Origin of the sequence: Dorea sp. YH-dor226 (assembly GCF_039832105.1) — a bacterium.
In the GTDB taxonomy this organism is placed as follows: Bacteria; Bacillota; Clostridia; order Lachnospirales; family Lachnospiraceae; genus Dorea_A.
Genome location: NZ_JBDOHS010000005.1, coordinates 28,069 through 44,400, shown reverse-complemented (window position 1 = coordinate 44,400; position 16,332 = coordinate 28,069). Strand labels below are relative to the sequence as shown.

The 16,332-nt window shown below is 42.2% G+C and carries 19 protein-coding genes; 12 read left to right on the top strand and 7 right to left on the bottom strand.

Annotation, left to right across the window (positions count from 1 at the left end; genetic code table 11):
- Nucleotides 1-94: 94 nt before the first annotated feature.
- From ABE547_RS05910 to ABE547_RS05900, 3 genes are read left to right on the top strand one after another with little or no spacing between them, the layout of a single operon-like run.
- Nucleotides 95-739 (top strand): histidine phosphatase family protein, encoded by a 645-nt coding sequence (locus tag ABE547_RS05910; RefSeq protein WP_347377895.1) that lies wholly within the window; start codon nt 95-97, stop codon nt 737-739.
- A gap of 47 nt (nt 740-786) precedes the next feature.
- The gene (gene trpS, locus ABE547_RS05905) at nt 787-1,791 is read left to right on the top strand and encodes a tryptophan--tRNA ligase (protein WP_347377894.1); all 1,005 of its coding nucleotides are present in this window, start codon (nt 787-789) and stop codon (nt 1,789-1,791) included.
- Nucleotides 1,792-1,813: 22 nt separating this feature from the next.
- Nucleotides 1,814-2,335, top strand: a complete 522-nt coding sequence (locus ABE547_RS05900; RefSeq protein WP_347377893.1) for a hypothetical protein — start codon at nt 1,814-1,816, stop codon at nt 2,333-2,335.
- Nucleotides 2,336-2,397: 62 nt separating this feature from the next.
- Here the strand turns inward: ABE547_RS05900 and ABE547_RS05895 are convergent, their stop codons facing one another.
- On the bottom strand, nt 2,398-4,029 hold the full coding sequence (locus tag ABE547_RS05895; protein ID WP_347377892.1) for an ATP-binding cassette domain-containing protein: 1,632 nt from the start codon (nt 4,027-4,029) through the stop codon (nt 2,398-2,400).
- A 210-nt stretch (nt 4,030-4,239) separates the two neighbouring features.
- Between ABE547_RS05895 and ABE547_RS05890 the strand changes: the two genes are divergently transcribed.
- The gene (locus ABE547_RS05890) at nt 4,240-4,692 is read left to right on the top strand and encodes a GNAT family N-acetyltransferase (protein WP_347377891.1); all 453 of its coding nucleotides are present in this window, start codon (nt 4,240-4,242) and stop codon (nt 4,690-4,692) included.
- A 46-nt stretch (nt 4,693-4,738) separates the two neighbouring features.
- Here the strand turns inward: ABE547_RS05890 and ABE547_RS05885 are convergent, their stop codons facing one another.
- Nucleotides 4,739-5,383: a GntR family transcriptional regulator gene (locus ABE547_RS05885; RefSeq protein WP_347377890.1), complete on the bottom strand. Its 645-nt coding sequence runs from the start codon at nt 5,381-5,383 to the stop codon at nt 4,739-4,741.
- 369 nt (nt 5,384-5,752) lie between these two features.
- On the opposite strand from ABE547_RS05885, the gene garR reads away from it, so the two are divergent.
- The 6 genes from garR (at nt 5,753) to ABE547_RS05855 (ending at nt 12,934) form a co-directional block, all read left to right on the top strand.
- Nucleotides 5,753-6,640, top strand: a complete 888-nt coding sequence (garR, locus tag ABE547_RS05880) for a 2-hydroxy-3-oxopropionate reductase (RefSeq protein WP_347377889.1) — start codon at nt 5,753-5,755, stop codon at nt 6,638-6,640.
- 27 nt (nt 6,641-6,667) lie between these two features.
- Complete coding sequence (locus ABE547_RS05875) at nt 6,668-8,092, top strand: four-carbon acid sugar kinase family protein (RefSeq protein WP_347377888.1); 1,425 nt, start codon at nt 6,668-6,670, stop codon at nt 8,090-8,092.
- A gap of 161 nt (nt 8,093-8,253) precedes the next feature.
- Nucleotides 8,254-9,558, top strand: coding sequence for a four-carbon acid sugar kinase family protein (locus ABE547_RS05870; protein WP_347377887.1), 1,305 nt, complete (start codon nt 8,254-8,256; stop codon nt 9,556-9,558).
- Between the two features lie 28 nt (nt 9,559-9,586).
- The gene (gene pdxA / locus ABE547_RS05865) at nt 9,587-10,585 is read left to right on the top strand and encodes a 4-hydroxythreonine-4-phosphate dehydrogenase PdxA (RefSeq protein ID WP_347377886.1); all 999 of its coding nucleotides are present in this window, start codon (nt 9,587-9,589) and stop codon (nt 10,583-10,585) included.
- Nucleotides 10,586-10,613: 28 nt separating this feature from the next.
- Nucleotides 10,614-12,026, top strand: a complete 1,413-nt coding sequence (locus ABE547_RS05860; RefSeq protein WP_347377885.1) for a gluconate:H+ symporter — start codon at nt 10,614-10,616, stop codon at nt 12,024-12,026.
- Nucleotides 12,027-12,184: 158 nt separating this feature from the next.
- Nucleotides 12,185-12,934, top strand: coding sequence for a DeoR/GlpR family DNA-binding transcription regulator (locus ABE547_RS05855; protein WP_347377884.1), 750 nt, complete (start codon nt 12,185-12,187; stop codon nt 12,932-12,934).
- 42 nt (nt 12,935-12,976) lie between these two features.
- On the opposite strand, the gene truA is transcribed toward ABE547_RS05855, so the two are convergent.
- Nucleotides 12,977-13,714, bottom strand: a complete 738-nt coding sequence (gene truA / locus ABE547_RS05850; protein WP_347377883.1) for a tRNA pseudouridine(38-40) synthase TruA — start codon at nt 13,712-13,714, stop codon at nt 12,977-12,979.
- A 131-nt stretch (nt 13,715-13,845) separates the two neighbouring features.
- On the opposite strand from truA, the gene ABE547_RS05845 reads away from it, so the two are divergent.
- Complete coding sequence (locus ABE547_RS05845; protein ID WP_347377882.1) at nt 13,846-14,322, top strand: acyl-CoA thioesterase; 477 nt, start codon at nt 13,846-13,848, stop codon at nt 14,320-14,322.
- On the opposite strand, the gene ABE547_RS05840 is transcribed toward ABE547_RS05845, so the two are convergent.
- Nucleotides 14,319-14,600, bottom strand: a complete 282-nt coding sequence (locus ABE547_RS05840; RefSeq protein ID WP_347377881.1) for a hypothetical protein — start codon at nt 14,598-14,600, stop codon at nt 14,319-14,321. The two genes, ABE547_RS05845 and ABE547_RS05840, sit on opposite strands and share 4 nt — an antisense overlap.
- Entirely contained in the window at nt 14,593-15,060 is a 468-nt protein-coding gene (locus tag ABE547_RS05835) for a hypothetical protein (RefSeq protein WP_347377880.1), read from the bottom strand. Before ABE547_RS05835 ends, ABE547_RS05840 begins: the two co-directional genes overlap by 8 nt.
- A gap of 126 nt (nt 15,061-15,186) precedes the next feature.
- Between ABE547_RS05835 and ABE547_RS05830 the strand changes: the two genes are divergently transcribed.
- Nucleotides 15,187-15,342, top strand: coding sequence for a hypothetical protein (locus ABE547_RS05830; RefSeq protein ID WP_347377879.1), 156 nt, complete (start codon nt 15,187-15,189; stop codon nt 15,340-15,342).
- A 30-nt stretch (nt 15,343-15,372) separates the two neighbouring features.
- Here ABE547_RS05830 and ABE547_RS05825 read toward each other — a convergent pair whose 3' ends face one another.
- Together ABE547_RS05825 and ABE547_RS05820 are read right to left on the bottom strand one after the other, a co-directional pair.
- Nucleotides 15,373-15,621 carry a chorion class high-cysteine HCB protein 13 gene (locus ABE547_RS05825; RefSeq protein WP_347377878.1) on the bottom strand — a complete coding sequence of 83 codons (249 nt, stop codon included), beginning with the start codon at nt 15,619-15,621 and terminating at the stop codon, nt 15,373-15,375.
- Between the two features lie 69 nt (nt 15,622-15,690).
- Nucleotides 15,691-16,326 (bottom strand): DnaJ domain-containing protein, encoded by a 636-nt coding sequence (locus ABE547_RS05820; RefSeq protein WP_347377877.1) that lies wholly within the window; start codon nt 16,324-16,326, stop codon nt 15,691-15,693.
- Nucleotides 16,327-16,332 lie beyond the last annotated feature (6 nt).

The window sequence follows — 16,332 nt, the reverse complement described above, 5'->3', positions numbered from 1 at the left end:
ATTGTAATTAATTATAGCATTTTTAAATTAAAATTACTATAAAAACACAGGAAGGTGTGCTATACTAACAGGGTACGTTTTAAGGAGGAGCAATATGAAGCTATATATTGTAAGACATGGAGAAACTGACTGGAATAAAAGCAGAAGAATTCAGGGACAGGTGGATATTCCTCTGAATGAATTCGGAAAAAGTCTGGCTAGAAAGACAGCAAAAGGACTGCAGAATGTCAGATTTGATTACTGTATATCAAGTCCTCTGTGCAGAGCAAGAGAAACTGCCAGATTGATACTGGAAGGAAGAGACGTTCCGATCTTAGAAGACGATAGGATCATGGAGATGGCATTTGGGGATTATGAAGGAAAAAGCCTCGAAAAATCCAGATGTGAGCTCCCGGATGAATTCCAGAAGTTTTTTACTGATCCGGAAAACTTTGTGCCGGCAAATGGAGGAGAGTCTTTTGCGGATCTGAAGAAGAGAACCGGTGAATTTCTGGGGGATCTTATTCACAAAAAAGAGTTTGAACAATGCAATATTCTGATTGCAACTCATGGTGCGGCCCTGGCGGGTATGCTTAATAATATAAAACACCTGTCGCTGAAGGAGTACTGGGGACAGGGAGTACATAAGAACTGTGCGGTGACCGAGGTACAGGTGACAGGCAATGATATGAAAATATTATCAGAAAATGTCGTATATTATGATGATGAAGTGGAAGACTGGGATGCACAGGTCCGTTAATTCAATGGTATGCAGAACGCATCATAGACTGAAGGAGGAGATTAAAAATGATAAATGATAAAAAAGTATTATTCAGTGGTATGCAGGCAACAGGTAATCTGACTCTGGGTAATTACCTCGGAGCTTTAAAGAACTGGGTTAAACTCAGTGATGAGTATGAATGTTTTTACAGTGTTGTAGACATGCATTCCATCACGGTGAGACAGGATCCGGCTACTCTGAGAAAAAGAGCCAGAGCTTTACTCACTCTGTATATTGCAGCCGGACTGGATCCGGAGAAAAACTGTATTTATTACCAGTCTCATGTGTCCGGACATGCAGAACTTGCATGGATCCTCAATTGCTTTACTTATATGGGAGAACTGAACCGTATGACACAGTTCAAAGATAAGTCAGCCAAGCATGCAGATAATATCAATGCAGGACTTTTTACCTATCCGGTACTGATGGCGGCAGATATTCTGTTATATCAGGCAGATGTTGTTCCGGTAGGAATTGATCAGATGCAGCACCTGGAGCTCACCAGAGATATTGCGGAGAGATTTAATAATATTTATGGAAATGTCTTTACGATCCCGGAAGCCTATGTGGGAAAAGTGGGGGCAAAGATCATGAGTCTTCAGGATCCAACGAAAAAAATGTCCAAATCTGATGAAAATCCGAATGCAAGTATCTATCTTATGGATGATCCGGATACGATTCTCAGAAAGTGTAAACGTGCAGTGACCGATTCTGAAGCACAGATTCTGTATCGGGATGAACAGCCGGGAGTTAAGAATCTGATTGATATCTACAGTGCATGTACCGGAAAAACGCCGGAAGATGTAGTGAAAGAATTTGACGGAAAAGGTTATGGTGACTTTAAGATGGCTGTCGGTGAGGCTGTTGTATCTGTTCTGAAACCGCTGCAGGATGAAGTGGCGAGACTGGAAAAGGATAAAGCTTATATTGACGGAATCATTAAGAACAATGCAGAGAAGGCGAATTATTATGCAACAAAGACCTTGCGTAAGGTGCAGAAAAAAGTAGGTTTCCCGGAGAAAATCCGTTAGTAGTGGAATAGGAGGTGCGCCCATGGGAATTGAAAATGCCGGTCAGCAGAAATATGCGGAATTTGTCAGTGAACGTGCAAAGAAATTACAGACTGGAATGATCGTGTGGGGAAGCTTATTGTGTCTGGCACTGATCTGTTTATTTTCCAATGTTGCCATGGCCGCTGTGTTTGCCGCAATGGGAATATTTCTGGCTGTGACAAACATAAAAGCACAGAAGCAATTTAAAGAGAAGCTTTCCGGTGTGGATGATCAGGAGGAATTTTTTCGACAGCTTGCCGCAGGGGATGCGCTTGAACTTCCGGATGAACACATCATAGTTGCAAGAGATTATGTTCTTGGGTTTCGGACGGATATCTTTATCTACCAGTTGAATGATATGGAAAAGATAGAGGTGGGAAAACAGGCAGATGTAAAAAAGGTGCTCTTCCTTACTGACAAGAATGGAAAACGTCATGAAATCATATCCTGTACCAAAGGAGACGGACGACAGGAAGATTTTGATAAAGTATATGGAGTGCTTCATGAACGTATGAAGCGCTGATGATGAAAACTGCCGCAGCATGTGGTGCGCTGTTATAGACGCTACATGCTGCGGCAGTTTTTTTAATTATCTTCTTCCTGAACGGTGTAGGTCTGTCTCTTTCTGGCCATCTCATCGCTTTCAAGATATTCGTCATAAGTAGTGATCTTGTCGATCAGTTTTCCGCCGGGAACAATTTCCATGATTCGGTTAGCGGTTGTCTGTACAATCTGGTGATCCCTGGAGGAGAAGAGAAGAACACCCGGGAATTTGATCATCCCGTTATTGAGTGCAGTAATACTTTCCATATCCAGATGGTTGGTAGGCTCATCAAGAATCAGAACATTGGCACCGCTGATCATCATCTTGGATAACAGACAGCGTACTTTTTCTCCACCGGAAAGCACACTGACTTTTTTGACACCATCATCACCGGAGAAAAGCATACGACCGAGGAAACCTCTTACATAAGTGACATCTTTTTCTTCGGAATACTGTGTGAGCCATTCTACAATGGTATAGTCGTTGTTGAATTCATTTCCACTGTCTAACGGGAAGTAAGCCTGGGATGTCGTGATTCCCCATTTATAAGTACCTTCATCCGGTTCCATCTCACCGGCAAGAATCTGGAATAATGTGGTTTTTGCAAGTTCATTGCTGCCCACAAAGGCAACCTTGTCATCGTGGTTCAGTGTAAAGGAAAGATTGTCCAGCACTTTTTCACCATCAATCGTCTTGCTCAGTCCTTCAACAGTCAATACCTCATTGCCGATTTCGCGGTTTGGACGAAAGTCAATATACGGATATTTACGGCTGGACGGCTGAATATCATCCAGCTGGATCTTCTCCAGCGCACGTTTTCTGGAGGTCGCCTGCTTGGATTTGGAAGCGTTGGCACTGAATCTGGAGATAAACTCCTGAAGTTCTTTGATCTTTTCTTCCTTCTTTTTATTTGCTTCTTTCATCTGACGGATGAGAAGCTGGCTGGATTCATACCAGAAGTCATAATTTCCGGCGTATAGTTTGATCTTACCATAATCAATATCGGCAATCTGTGTGCAGACTTTATTCAGAAAATAACGGTCATGGGATACAACGATGACTGTATTGTTAAAGTTGATCAGGAATTCTTCCAGCCATGCAATGGCATCCAGATCCAGGTGGTTGGTAGGCTCATCCAGAAGCAGAATATCCGGATTACCGAACAGTGCCTGGGCAAGAAGTACCTTTACTTTTTCCGGACCATTCAGGGTTCCCATGATGTCATAGTGCATCTCAGTCGGGATTCCCAGACCATTTAAAAGAGAAGCGGCATCTGACTCGGCTTCCCAGCCATTCATGGCTGCGAATTCAGCCTCGAGTTCACTGGCTTTCATACCGTCTTCGTCCGTGAAGTCTTCTTTTGCGTATAATACTTCTTTTTCTTTCATGATCTCGTAGAGACGTGCATTTCCCATCATGACGGTATCCAGAACCGGATACTCGTCGTATTTGAAATGATCCTGCTGCAGGAAAGACAGACGTTCTCCCGGAGTGATGATCACTTCTCCTTTCGAAGGCTCCAGCTGTCCGGACAGAATCTTGAGAAAAGTGGATTTGCCGGCACCGTTGGCACCAATCAGTCCATAGCAGTTTCCTTCTGTGAATTTGATATTTACATCTTCAAACAGGGCTTTTTTACCAACCCGCAATGTTACGTTACTTGTACTGATCATAGTGGTTGTATACTCCTTATTGATTTTTAAGTTATATATTGTGAGGGAATACATGAGAGATTCCCGGGAGAGTCCCAAACGACGCTACCCTGCATATAGTATCAAATATATAAGAAAATAGCAAGGTGAACTTCCTCTTTTACAACCATGAAAACAGGTATATAATTACAGAAAAGAGTACCCGGTAATAAAGGAGAAGAGGTAGAGGCAATGAAGAATAATATGAAGGAACAGAAGGTTACGGAAAAGGAATCTGGGTTCTGTATTCGCAAGGGAATCGAAAATATGGATCCAAAGCGTGTTGTCGAGCTCTTAAGAACAACAGAATGGGCAAAGGACAGAAGCGAGGAACGAATTCTGGACGCAATGAAATATTCCGTTCCGTATGGTGTATTTGATTCGAACGGGTATATGGTCGGATATGCAAGAGTGATGACGGATACAGTAACGACATACTACCTGATGGATGTGGTGGTTGACGAAAGGTATCGTAAAAAAGGACTGGGACGTGTGCTGATGGATGCGGTGACCGCGGATTATGGACATCTTTATGGAATTCTGCACACGGAGTCAGCGGACTGGCTGTATCGCAAATATGGGTTTGAGGATACCGGAAACAGTACGGATAAGGTGATGGAAAGACCTGGAAATACTGGTGTCTGAGAAGTCTGACAGGGATTGTTGCAAAATACTTTGCAACAATCCCTGTTTATAGATCTTCGAGATTGAGATCCCTTGGTGTATCCATATGGTTCAGTGTGATCTCGTAAATATGTTCTGTATCGCCGCGTTTCATCGCGTTCAGAATTGCCAGGTGTTCATCATAAGTGTTCTGCATTCTGCCCTCGTGTGACAGTGATAATACAGCAAGCTTCTTCATGCGGTACATGAAGGTCGCAAAAATGGACACGAATTGTTCGTTATTAAGATATTGTACAATCTTAGTATGAAACTGAAAATCATACTCGGAAAATTCTTCAATAGACTGTGTAGTCTCCAGAATTCTTTTTAAATTCTCCATGATCAGATCTAATTCCAGAAATAATTTCTTAGCATTCATGGTATCTGCCTGTTTGCTGATCTGAAACGTACAGTAGGTTTCCAGTGCAGAACGAACCTGAAATGTCTCGTCTACATCTTTTTTTGTCAGCTGATGAAGCGTGAATCCCTTGCTTGGAATAATGTCAATATAACCTTCCTGTGCCAGTCTGTGGATGGCGTCACGGAAAGGGGTCCGGGAAATTCCCAGTTCTTTTGCCAATTTTGTTTCAGAATAGATCTTCTGATAAGAAAGCTTATTGGTCATGATCAGACTTTGGAGATGCTGATATGCCTGTTCGTTTAATGGTATCATAGTAGCTCCTTCGGTTACGTGTTATGAGAAAATGATCAGGGGTGATAAATATATTTTTAACAAAAACCCTGCGTTTTTCGCTTTTTAAATTCTATTGATATCATACAACAATACAGAAAAAGGGTCAATAGCAATGAGAAAGCGAGGAAAAAGGGGAATTGTACATATTGTTAAAAACGTGACGAAAAAGAAAAAAGAAATATAGTAATTTTGAACAAAAAAAGAATGAAAAAACTGTAAAAAAGGGAGAAAGATAAATAGCATCTTGACCGGTATACCGGTATGCTGTAGTATGAAATCAGAAACAAAAAGGAACGGATTGTTTCAAAAACAAACAATGAAAATGTTCAAAGAAAGGAAGTATGAAGTATGAAGGTAGGATTTATTGGACTGGGTATCATGGGAAGACCGATGGCTAAGAATCTCTTAAAGGCAGGTGTTGAACTGCTGGTATCAGACCTGAACAAAGAGGCAGTGGCAGATGTTGTTGCAGCAGGCGCAAAGGAAGCTACCTATGCGGAGATTGGAGAAGCATGTGAAAGAATCATCATCATGGTTCCGAGTGGAGCAATCTCCAAATCAATTTTATTTGATGAAGGAGGAGTTGCATCTACGGTCAAAGCCGGAAGCGTTGTATGTGATATGAGTTCTGTTACTCCGGTTGAGTCAAAAGAGTGTTATGAAGGACTGAAAAAATTGGGTGTCGGTTTTGTAGACGCACCGGTTTCCGGTGGTGAGCCAGGTGCGATCAATGGAACACTGGCGATTATGGCAGGTGGAGAGCAGAAGGATTTTGATGCAATGAAAGAATATTTTGATATTCTGGGATCTTCTGCATTACTGATCGGTGAGTCCGGAAGTGGAAGTGTTACAAAGCTTGCAAACCAGGTAATCGTTAATAACACGATTGCAGTTGTGTCAGAAGCATTTGTACTTGCAGTGAAGGCCGGAGCTGATCCGCAGAAAGTATACGAAGCAATCCGTGGCGGACTTGCAGGAAGTGCAGTTCTGGATGCAAAGATTCCAATGATCGTTGAGCGTAATTTCAAACCGGGCGGACCGATCCGTATCAATCACAAAGATATTAAGAACGTTGTAAATACTGCACATTCTCTTGATGTTCCGATTCCGTATACTGCTCAATTGTATGAAATCCTTCAGACACTGAAGATCCATGGACATATGAATGATGACCACGGCGGAATCGTACAGTATTTTGAAAAGCTTGCTGATGTTGAAGTAAAGAAAGTTGATTAATATTACGTTTCCAAGGAGGATGACAAGATGGCATTAAATGCAGAAGTACTGACTTCATATAAGAAAATCGACGAGGCATATATTGATGAACTGCTGCAGAAAGAGATTGCAGCGAATAACAAAAAGATCGTTGTTCTGGATGATGATCCGACCGGCGTACAGACAGTACATGATATCACAGTCTATACCAATTGGGAAAAGGATACCATTCGTCAGGGCTTTGAAGAAGCAAACAACCTGTTCTATGTTCTGACAAATTCCAGAGGATTTACGGTAGAACAGACAACAAAAGCGCACAATGAGATTGCAGCTGTTGTAGATGAGGTCGCAAAAGAAACCGGAAAAGAATATATCTTTATCAGCCGGAGTGACAGTACTCTCCGTGGACATTATCCGCTGGAAACAAAGATCCTGAAAGATAATTATGAAAAGAATACACAGAAGACAATCGACGGTGAGATTCTGTGTCCGTTTTTTAAAGAAGGCGGAAGATTTACGATCGATAATGTTCATTATGTAAAGTACGGTGAGGAGCTGGTTCCTGCAAATGAAACAGAATTTGCAAAGGATAAGACATTCGGATATTCAGCAGCAACTATGCCGGAGTATGTAGAAGAGAAGACAAAGGGAGAATACAAAGCTTCTGATGTTACCTGCATCTCACTGGAAGATATTCACAATATGGATATCGATAAGATTGAAGCTGCATTGATGGAAGTGAAGGATTTTAACAAGATTATTGTGAATGCGGTGGATTATGCAGATATCAAGGTATTTTGCGTCGCTTTATACCGTGCTATGGCAAAAGGTAAAGTATTCATGTTCCGTACAGCTGCGGCAATCGTAAAGGTAATGGGAGGCGTGACTGATCAGCCGCTTCTTACCAGAGAACAGATGGTAGTAAAAGAGACAACAAACGGTGGAATCGTCGTAGTTGGATCACATACAGATAAGACAACAAAACAGGTGGAAGAACTTAAGAAGTTAACTGACATTGAGTTTATTGAGCTGAATGCAACACTGGTGAAGGATGATGCTGCATTTGAGGCCGAGGTACAGAGATGCCTTGACCTGGAAGAGGAATGCATCAAGGCTGGAAAGACGGTTTGCTGCTTCACAACACGTGCTTTGATTACTGCTGATACAGGCGATAAAGAGGATGAGCTGAGACTTTCTGTAAAAATCTCAGATGCAGTTCAGTCGTTAGTTGGAAGACTGAGTATTACACCGAGCTTTGTAATTGCAAAGGGAGGTATCACTTCCAGTGATGTGGGAACAAAGGCTCTTGCAGTTAAAAAAGCGAATGTACTTGGTCAGATCAAACCGGGAATTCCTGTATGGCAGACCGGCGAAGAAAGCAAATTTCCACTGACACCGTATGTAATCTTCCCGGGTAATGTTGGAGAGATTACGACTCTTCGTGAGGCGGTAGAAGTTCTTATGAACAAATAATTGTTTATATTAAACAAAAACAAACATTTCTGTTGTGCGATTAGCTGAAAAGATTGATAAAATTTAGATTTAATTGACAAAAAGTTACAAAAGAAGTAAGATATAAACATAAACGAACAAAAATAAATGCTAGAATGTGTTTACAAGAAAGGAGTCTGATTATGCCACAATGTGTTGTAATTGCAGATGACCTGACCGGAGCAAATGCTACCGGAGTACTTCTGAAAAAAATGAATTATAAAGCATACACGGTTATGAATACGGAGCGGATAGAATTATCAACACTCGCAGACTGCGATTGTGTATTATATCCGACAGACAGCAGAGGAGTGGCTTCGGAGATTGCTTATAATCGGGTATATAATGTATGTGAGCTTTTGAAAAGTGATGAGGTAAAAGTGTACTCCAAACGAATTGACAGTACACTGAGAGGAAATCTTGGAAGTGAGACGGATGCCATGCTGGACTGCCTTGGAGAAGAGTATGTTGCCATTGTGGCACCGTGCTTCCCATCTTCCGGAAGAATCGTTGCCGGTGGATATATGCTGGTGAATGGACTTCCGCTCCATAAGACAGATATTGCGATCGATCCAAAGACTCCGGTTAAGATATCGGAAGCAGGAGTATTGTTTGAGCAGCAGAGCAAGTATCAGGTTTCTACTATATTAATGAAGGATCTGATGCATGGAAAGCACTATCTTGCAGATCTGATGAAGAAATGCGTGGAAGAAGGAAGCCGGATCATTACGCTGGACTGTGTGACACAGGAAGATCTGGATCTGATCGCAGATGCAGTCATTACGAGCAAGATGAAAGTGGTAGCTGTTGACCCGGGAGTCTTTACTGCAACGTTATCAAGAAAGCTGATTACTCCGACGCAAAAGAAGCAGAAGAATAAGATCCTGGCCGTAGTAGGAAGCGTGAATCCGAACACGACTGCTCAGATGGAAGAATTGTGGCTGTCTCAGAGAACACATAATGAGTTCGTACATACCAGAGAGTTACTGGAAAGTGATGAAAGACGGGAACAGGAGATTGCACGGGTTGTAAAATCTATTCTGGATGAGTGTGACCGGAATATCGTGTCAACGGTAACGGGTGATGGTATCTATCCGGAAAACCGGATTGACTTTAAACCATATATGGAGAGATATCAGTGCTCCATGGATGATGTGACCGGTATCATTAATCACGCATTTGCGGAGATTACCTATCGGATATTTAAAGCAGAACCGACGTTCCTGGGACTTTACACAAGCGGTGGTGACATTACAGTTGCCGTGTGTCAGAGATTTCAGACAGCAGGACTGGATCTGAAGGATGAGGTGCTTCCGCTTGCGGCTTACGGACAATTTCTGAAGGGAGAATTTGAGGGCATTCACATTATCACTAAGGGCGGAAGCCAGGGTGGAAGAGATGCAATCAACAGATGTATTACCTATCTGAAAGAAAAATTGTATATCTAAATATTTATCAATGAAAGGATGAGACATTATGGCAAAATCATTAATCGCAGTACCAATCGGAGATCCGGCAGGAGTCGGACCGGAAATTGTTGCAAAATCAATTGCTTCCAGAGAAGTATTTGAGGCAGCAAATTGTATCATTATCGGGGACAAGACCATCATGGAGAATGCAATTAAGATTGTAGGTGCTGATCTTACGGTTCATGTAATCGGTGAACCGGAAGAAGGAGACTTCCGTGAGGGTGTATTGAATCTGATTGACTTAGGCAATGTTGACATGGCCAGATTTGAATTTGGCAAGGTCAATGGCATGTGCGGCAAGGCAGCATATGAATATATTGCAAAAAGTATTGAGCTTGCAAATGATGGCAAGGTTGATGCTGTTGCTACAACACCTATCAATAAAGAGTCTTTGCGTGCGGGAAATATTAATTTCATCGGACATACGGAGATATTTGGTGCTCTTACAGGAACAGAAGACCCACTGACCATGTTTGAGACCAACGGAATGAGAGTATTTTTCTTAACCAGACATGTATCTTTGAGAGAAATGCTTGATATGATTACGAAGGACCGTATCATTGATTACGTAAAACGATGTACAGAGGCTCTGAAGAAACTGGGAGTAACAGAAGGAACGATGGCAATTGCCGGACTGAATCCTCATAGCGGAGAACATGGACTGTTCGGATGGGAAGAGGTCAATGAGATTATGCCGGCAATTGAAGAATTAAAGGCAGAGGGATATGATGTTGCAGGACCGATTGGAGCGGATTCTGTATTCCATCAGGCTGCACTCGGCAGATATAACAGTGTATTGTCTTTATATCATGATCAGGGACATATTGCTACAAAGACACTTGATTTTGAAAAGACGATAGCAATCACGAATGGCATGCCGATTCTGCGTACTTCTGTTGACCATGGAACTGCATTTGATATCGCAGGCAAAGGTATTGTAAGCGCTGTCAGCATGATTGAAGCGATCCTTCTTGCAGCGAAATACGCACCAAACTTTACGAAATAAAATTTTTGGAGTAAGAGGAGGTCTAGTTATGGTAAATGGACTTAGTGGGGAAAGAATGTTACTTGGTCTTGCAATTGGTATTGTAGTCCTGATATTCTTGGTGTTAAAAACGAAAGTACAGGCGTTCCTTGCGTTGATCATCTGTACTGTTATCGTTGGTGTGATCGGTGGAATGCCGCTGATTAACACAACAATTGAAGTGGATGGCGTTCAGAAGACGTTCGGTATTGTAAACTCTATTACTTCCGGATTTGGAGGAACGCTTGGAAGTATCGGTATCATCATCGGATTCGGTGTTATGATGGGCCAGATTTTTGAGGTTACCGGAGCTGCAAAGAGAATGGCACATACATTCCTGAAGCTTTTTGGTAAAAAGAGAGAAGAGGAAGCTCTGGCATTGACAGGTTTCATCGTATCTATTCCGATTTTCTGTGATTCCGGATTCGTAGTACTTGCTCCGATCGCAAAAGCGATCTCAAAAGCAACAAAGAAGTCTGTAATCGGACTTGGTGTAGCACTTGCGGCAGGTCTTGTTATTACTCACTCTCTGGTACCACCTACACCGGGACCGTTAGGTGTGTGCGGTATCTTTGGAATCGATGTTGGTAAATTCATTCTTCTGACAATTGTTCTTGCACTTCCAATGGCAATCGCATGTATTGCATACGCAAGATTATTCCTGTCAAAGAAGTATTATCGTATACCAAATGACGAAGGTGAAATCGTAGAAGCTCCTTATCAGGAGCCGGATTATGAAGGCGCTTTTGCTATGGATATGACTGGCATTCCTGGAGCATTGGAGTCATTTATGCCTCTGATCGTGCCGATTATCCTGATTCTGATCAATACAGTTGCATCTGCTCTTGGAAAAACAACCGGCGCTATGGAGATTCTGGTATTCCTCGGACAGCCGATTATCGCAGTAGGTCTTGGATTGCTGGTAGCTATCTTTACACTTGGAAGAAAGCTTGACAGACATGAAGCACTTTCAGAGATGGAAAAAGGTATGATGTCTGCAGGTATCATCATGCTGGTAACTGGTGGTGGTGGAGCTCTTGGACAGATCATCAAAGATTCCGGTCTTGGAAACTTTATGGCACAAGGACTTGCTCAGACAGCAATTCCAATCGTTGTTCTTCCATTACTGATCTCTACAGCAATGAGATTTATCCAGGGTTCCGGTACAGTTGCTATGACAACAGCAGCAAGTATCTCTGCACCTATCATCATTGCAGCAGGCGCAAATCCGCTGCTTGGAGCAGTTGCATGTTGTGTAGGCTCTCTGTTCTTTGGATACTTCAACGACAGCTATTTCTGGGTTGTTAACCGTACACTTGGTGTAAGTGAGGCAAAAGATCAGCTTACAATCTGGTCTGTAACTTCAACGGTTGCATGGGCAGTCGGCGTTGTAGAAGTTCTGATACTTAACATCTTTATGTAATATCACATTGCAGCGGCAGAAGGGTCGGGATCCGCTGTGTGCTTGATAAAAGCAGCAGAAAATCAGGTGGTTTTCTGCTGCTTTTTAAAATTATGTATTTGCGGACGGAGGTTCTTGTGATATAGTTATTTTATTCTATAAAGTAAGAGGTGAAAGATATGCTGGCGGCGGAAAGACAGGCCATGATCGTAGATATCATCCGGAAAAACGGAAGTGTACAGGTAGATGAGCTTGCAAAAGAACTGAATGTAAGTACTATGACGATTCGCCGTGATCTTTTAAAACTTCAAAATGATAATAAGCTGGAAAGGTGTCATGGAGGAGCGGTTGCAAAACAGGAGATCACGTATGCGGATAAGCAGACAAGTCATATGGATGGAAAAAAGAAGATCGCTCTGGCATGTGCAAAATATGTATCAGAGAAAGATACAGTGTTTCTGGATGCGGGAACTACGACGTATGAGATTGCGAAGCTGGTCATGAATATTCCGGGTGTTCTGATTGTTACAGATGATCTGGAAATTGCGCGGCTGGTGAAGGACAGTTCGGCAGAGTTATGTATCTGCGGAGGTACCGTGCAGAAGTCAACGGGAAGTATGTTTGGCAGATATGCAACACAGATGCTTGCAGATTTTAAGTTTGATGTCGGCTTTTTTGGGGCAGCAACAATTAATGATGACTTTGAGGTGATGACACCGACTGCCGAAAAGATGTGGTTAAAGAGAGAAACACCGAAACAGTGCGGAGAATCTTACCTTGTGGCAGATGAATCCAAATTTGGAAAACAGGCCATGACACGGATCAATCATCTGGGAGATTTTACAGCAGTTGTAACGGATAAGAAATTCAGCGTACAGGAGATGAGGAAGCTTGAAAGACTGCATGCAAAAATTATAGAAGTAAAATAAAAGAAAATGCAGAAGGGATTGTCGCGACAATCCCTTCGAATTTTAATAAGAGATTTCCTGAAGGTACAGACCCTTGGGATCGCATGGCGCGCTGGCATTTTTCGTTCCGGAGAAAATAGCGGGGATATCTTCCTTTGGGCGTGTTCCAAGACCAATGTCCAACAGTGTTCCGACAATCAGACGTGCCATATTATGCAGAAAGTCATCTGCACGGATCAGGATCTGCATCTCTTCAATGTCTCCGTATACTTCGATTTCGTAGATCTCCCGTTCTGTCGATTTGGTTTTTTTGGCAGTAGAAAAATTGCGGAAATCATGTTTTCCGACAAGTTCAGCTGCCGCCTGCTGCATGAGATGTTTATCCGGAATCTTATAGCAGTGGAAGGTATATTTGCGGTCGAATACACTTGGAACATCATCGATTGTCATACGGTACACATAAGTTTTGGATGATGTGTTGAGCTGTGCATGAAAGCGTTCCGGAACTTCTTCCACGTCAATGATTGCAATGTCCATGGGAAGGTAGCGGTTCAGATAATGCTTAATTTCCTGAATGTCCATATCTGATTCTGTTTTAAAATTTGCAATCTGTGCATATGCGTGTACCCCGACTTCTGTTCGACATCCACAGTACAGGTCGATCGAATATTCATCCGTCATTTTCCGAAGTACTTCTGTAATCTTGTTTGATATCGTATTGCCGGATTCGTCTTTTCCAAGACGCGTCCATCCCTGATAACGACTGCCGTCGTATTCTATTGTTAATTTAATGTTTCTCATGTGCGATTCTCCTTTTGCGAGATATATATCGATAATAAATCATTTTTTATCCTAAATTACAAATAGTATAGCAAATCTTGTGTTATAATAAAAGAGTTTCGAAAAGAAAAGATCAGAATGGGGTTGAATCAATGGAGATAAAATCAAAAAAAGTAGCTGACTCGGTTGTCGAGACCGTGCATATCGTAAGACCGAATCATTTGAATTCTGCGGGACGACTGTTTGGTGGAATCCTGATGCAGTGGATTGATGAAGTGGCAGGTCTTGTCGGAAAAAGACATACACATTGCAATGTGATCACTGCCTCTGTGGATAATCTTCGATTTTTAAAAGGGGCATATCAAAAAGATGTGATTGTGATTATTGGCAAGATCACGTACGTTGGGAATACTTCTATGGAAGTCAAGGTGGATACCTATGTGGAATCTCTGGATGGGATCCGTACACCGATTAACCGTGCATTCTTTACCATGGTGGCACTGGATGAAAATGACAGGCCAACGCCGGTTCCGGGACTGGAACTGGAGACGGAATGGGAGAGGGAAGAATGGAACAGAGCCAAAAAAAGAAGAGAGATTCGTATGATGCGTAAGGAAGAAGGGTTTTAAACACCCTTCTTCATGTATGTTGTGATCATATTGACCATCTGCTCAATGTGGTCTTGTTCTTCCCGGGATTTTCCTTCTTTCAGTATAGAAATAATCAGGGATACTTCTTCCGGTGAAAACTGAATTCCTCTTTTGTTTGCATTGGTTATCAGTGCCATCATCACAGGAGCAAGAGCTGCTCCGCTTTTTCCTGCAGTCTGCGCGGCGGCTGTCTGGATGAGCTTAAGCTTTACCGGATCTATGTTTTTCATTGCCGGATGATTCATCCATTCATTCATGTGTCATACCTCCTTTCTTTTTGTCCGAATTGGACATGTTCATATCTGTATCAAACATTTGGCTGTACATATCAAACATCTCCTGCTGTTCAGGGGTCAGTATGTTTTTTATAAAATCCATGGGATTCATGTCCTGACCGGAAGAGGAATCCGACATCGTCTGCATGCTCTGTAATATTTCCATCATATGCATCATGTTTTCTGCCTGTTCCATCATGGTCTGCTCTTTTTCGTTCAGATAAGGCTTCAGGTCAGCCATCATATCTCTGGATGTGGAATGAGAGGGGAATCCGTGAAAATATTCAATAGTATAACGAAGCTCCCCGAATTTGATATAAATTGCAAGGAAACGCTGCATGGATACAGGAGTATATGGAAGAAACAGTTTTATAGAATACAGAGCGTCAGGGACAGTCAGAAGATCAAAGGGCGTCATAGGTCTGGGCGTTTTGTGATCCATAGATACTCCAATAGATGTAACGTTATAAAATATATATGATCTGGGAATGTGATTTATGAAAACCGGAAAAACTAATTACGGATACATTCATATAATATAAGGAAGAGAAAAAAGGAGTTCCGGGATATGAGCAGAAAATTAATTATCGATGGAAATGCCGTGTATGAGCTGGATGAAAATTGTATGCTGAAAAAAAGAATTGATACGGAAGAGCGTCAGGAGATAGTCAGAAAAAGAGACGGAAAAGAATCTGAGAGAGAAGCAGGAAAAAGGACGGAGTAAATGCTCCGTCCCTTTTTGTATAAGCATTCATTAGCATCCATGATTGCATCCGCCACAGCAGAAGAGAAGCAGGATGATGATCCACAGGCAGTTGTCGTTGCATCCGCCTTCACGTCCCCAGCCGTTTCCACATCCGCCACAGCAGAAGAGAAGCAGGATGATCCACAGGCAGCTGTTATTGCCCCAGTTGTTGCCCCAGTTATTACATCTGCAGTCTCTGTCAAATCTGTCGTCAGAATCACAGCCGCATCCACAATTTGTAGCACTTAAATCACTCATTTTGAAATCCTCCGTTAATGATGTTTACAGTACATAATATGCTGCAGAGGCGGATGTGTGAAAACAGGATTAATATTTTAACAGTCGTTTTAAAGAGTGCTGGAAATGATGTGTTTCTTTCTGGAGCTTCAATCGGTCAATTCCGGACATGCTCTTTTTTATGTATTCATCGTACTGGGTCAGCAGATAGTCGATCGTGACATTGCGATTCTTGTACCAGGTGAAAAGTAGCCAGTTCATAATGTCGGGATGCCAGTATCGTTCCGGAATAGAAGCCTGTCTCAATAACAGAATGTGCTTGAGAGCATGTGTGGATAGCTGTGTAAGGCGGCTGGTACGCTCTTTGGCTTTGAATATGAGGTCACTCTCCAGAATGATGTCATAAAGAGCATTTGCCGCTTTCCAGTAAACAACAAATCCCGAATCGCCATTTTCTTCTGTTTCATCCATATTATGCAGGTCGAACGTCTGCATAACTGCTTTGTGTCCTGCATTTTCACGGTCGTATTTTGCACGCTTTTTGGGATTGGACAGAACCCGGTAGGCTTCCAGAATCTGCTGCATCTGTTCCGTTGTGTCAATTCCGTTTTTCATATTGACATCAGGATGATACTTTTTTGCAAGCTGATTTTTGGCTGCGGTAATCTCAGCCGGAGATGCCTTTTCTGATACCCCCAGTATCTCGTAATAATTTATACTCTCCATAATATC

Excerpts from the sequence above, each read along its gene's own strand:
- ABE547_RS05910 (WP_347377895.1), top strand. The coding sequence starts at position 95 with ATGAAGCTATATATTGTAAGACATGGAGAAACTGACTGGAATAAAAGC.
- trpS (WP_347377894.1), top strand. The coding sequence starts at position 787 with ATGATAAATGATAAAAAAGTATTATTCAGTGGTATGCAGGCAACAGGT.
- ABE547_RS05900 (WP_347377893.1), top strand. The coding sequence starts at position 1,814 with ATGGGAATTGAAAATGCCGGTCAGCAGAAATATGCGGAATTTGTCAGT.
- ABE547_RS05895 (WP_347377892.1), bottom strand. The coding sequence starts at position 4,029 with ATGATCAGTACAAGTAACGTAACATTGCGGGTTGGTAAAAAAGCCCTG.
- ABE547_RS05890 (WP_347377891.1), top strand. The coding sequence starts at position 4,240 with ATGAAGAATAATATGAAGGAACAGAAGGTTACGGAAAAGGAATCTGGG.
- ABE547_RS05885 (WP_347377890.1), bottom strand. The coding sequence starts at position 5,383 with ATGATACCATTAAACGAACAGGCATATCAGCATCTCCAAAGTCTGATC.
- garR (WP_347377889.1), top strand. The coding sequence starts at position 5,753 with ATGAAGGTAGGATTTATTGGACTGGGTATCATGGGAAGACCGATGGCT.
- ABE547_RS05875 (WP_347377888.1), top strand. The coding sequence starts at position 6,668 with ATGGCATTAAATGCAGAAGTACTGACTTCATATAAGAAAATCGACGAG.
- ABE547_RS05870 (WP_347377887.1), top strand. The coding sequence starts at position 8,254 with ATGCCACAATGTGTTGTAATTGCAGATGACCTGACCGGAGCAAATGCT.
- pdxA (WP_347377886.1), top strand. The coding sequence starts at position 9,587 with ATGGCAAAATCATTAATCGCAGTACCAATCGGAGATCCGGCAGGAGTC.
- ABE547_RS05860 (WP_347377885.1), top strand. The coding sequence starts at position 10,614 with ATGGTAAATGGACTTAGTGGGGAAAGAATGTTACTTGGTCTTGCAATT.
- ABE547_RS05855 (WP_347377884.1), top strand. The coding sequence starts at position 12,185 with ATGCTGGCGGCGGAAAGACAGGCCATGATCGTAGATATCATCCGGAAA.
- truA (WP_347377883.1), bottom strand. The coding sequence starts at position 13,714 with ATGAGAAACATTAAATTAACAATAGAATACGACGGCAGTCGTTATCAG.
- ABE547_RS05845 (WP_347377882.1), top strand. The coding sequence starts at position 13,846 with ATGGAGATAAAATCAAAAAAAGTAGCTGACTCGGTTGTCGAGACCGTG.
- ABE547_RS05840 (WP_347377881.1), bottom strand. The coding sequence starts at position 14,600 with ATGAATGAATGGATGAATCATCCGGCAATGAAAAACATAGATCCGGTA.
- ABE547_RS05835 (WP_347377880.1), bottom strand. The coding sequence starts at position 15,060 with ATGGATCACAAAACGCCCAGACCTATGACGCCCTTTGATCTTCTGACT.
- ABE547_RS05830 (WP_347377879.1), top strand. The coding sequence starts at position 15,187 with ATGAGCAGAAAATTAATTATCGATGGAAATGCCGTGTATGAGCTGGAT.
- ABE547_RS05825 (WP_347377878.1), bottom strand. The coding sequence starts at position 15,621 with ATGAGTGATTTAAGTGCTACAAATTGTGGATGCGGCTGTGATTCTGAC.
- ABE547_RS05820 (WP_347377877.1), bottom strand. The coding sequence starts at position 16,326 with ATGGAGAGTATAAATTATTACGAGATACTGGGGGTATCAGAAAAGGCA.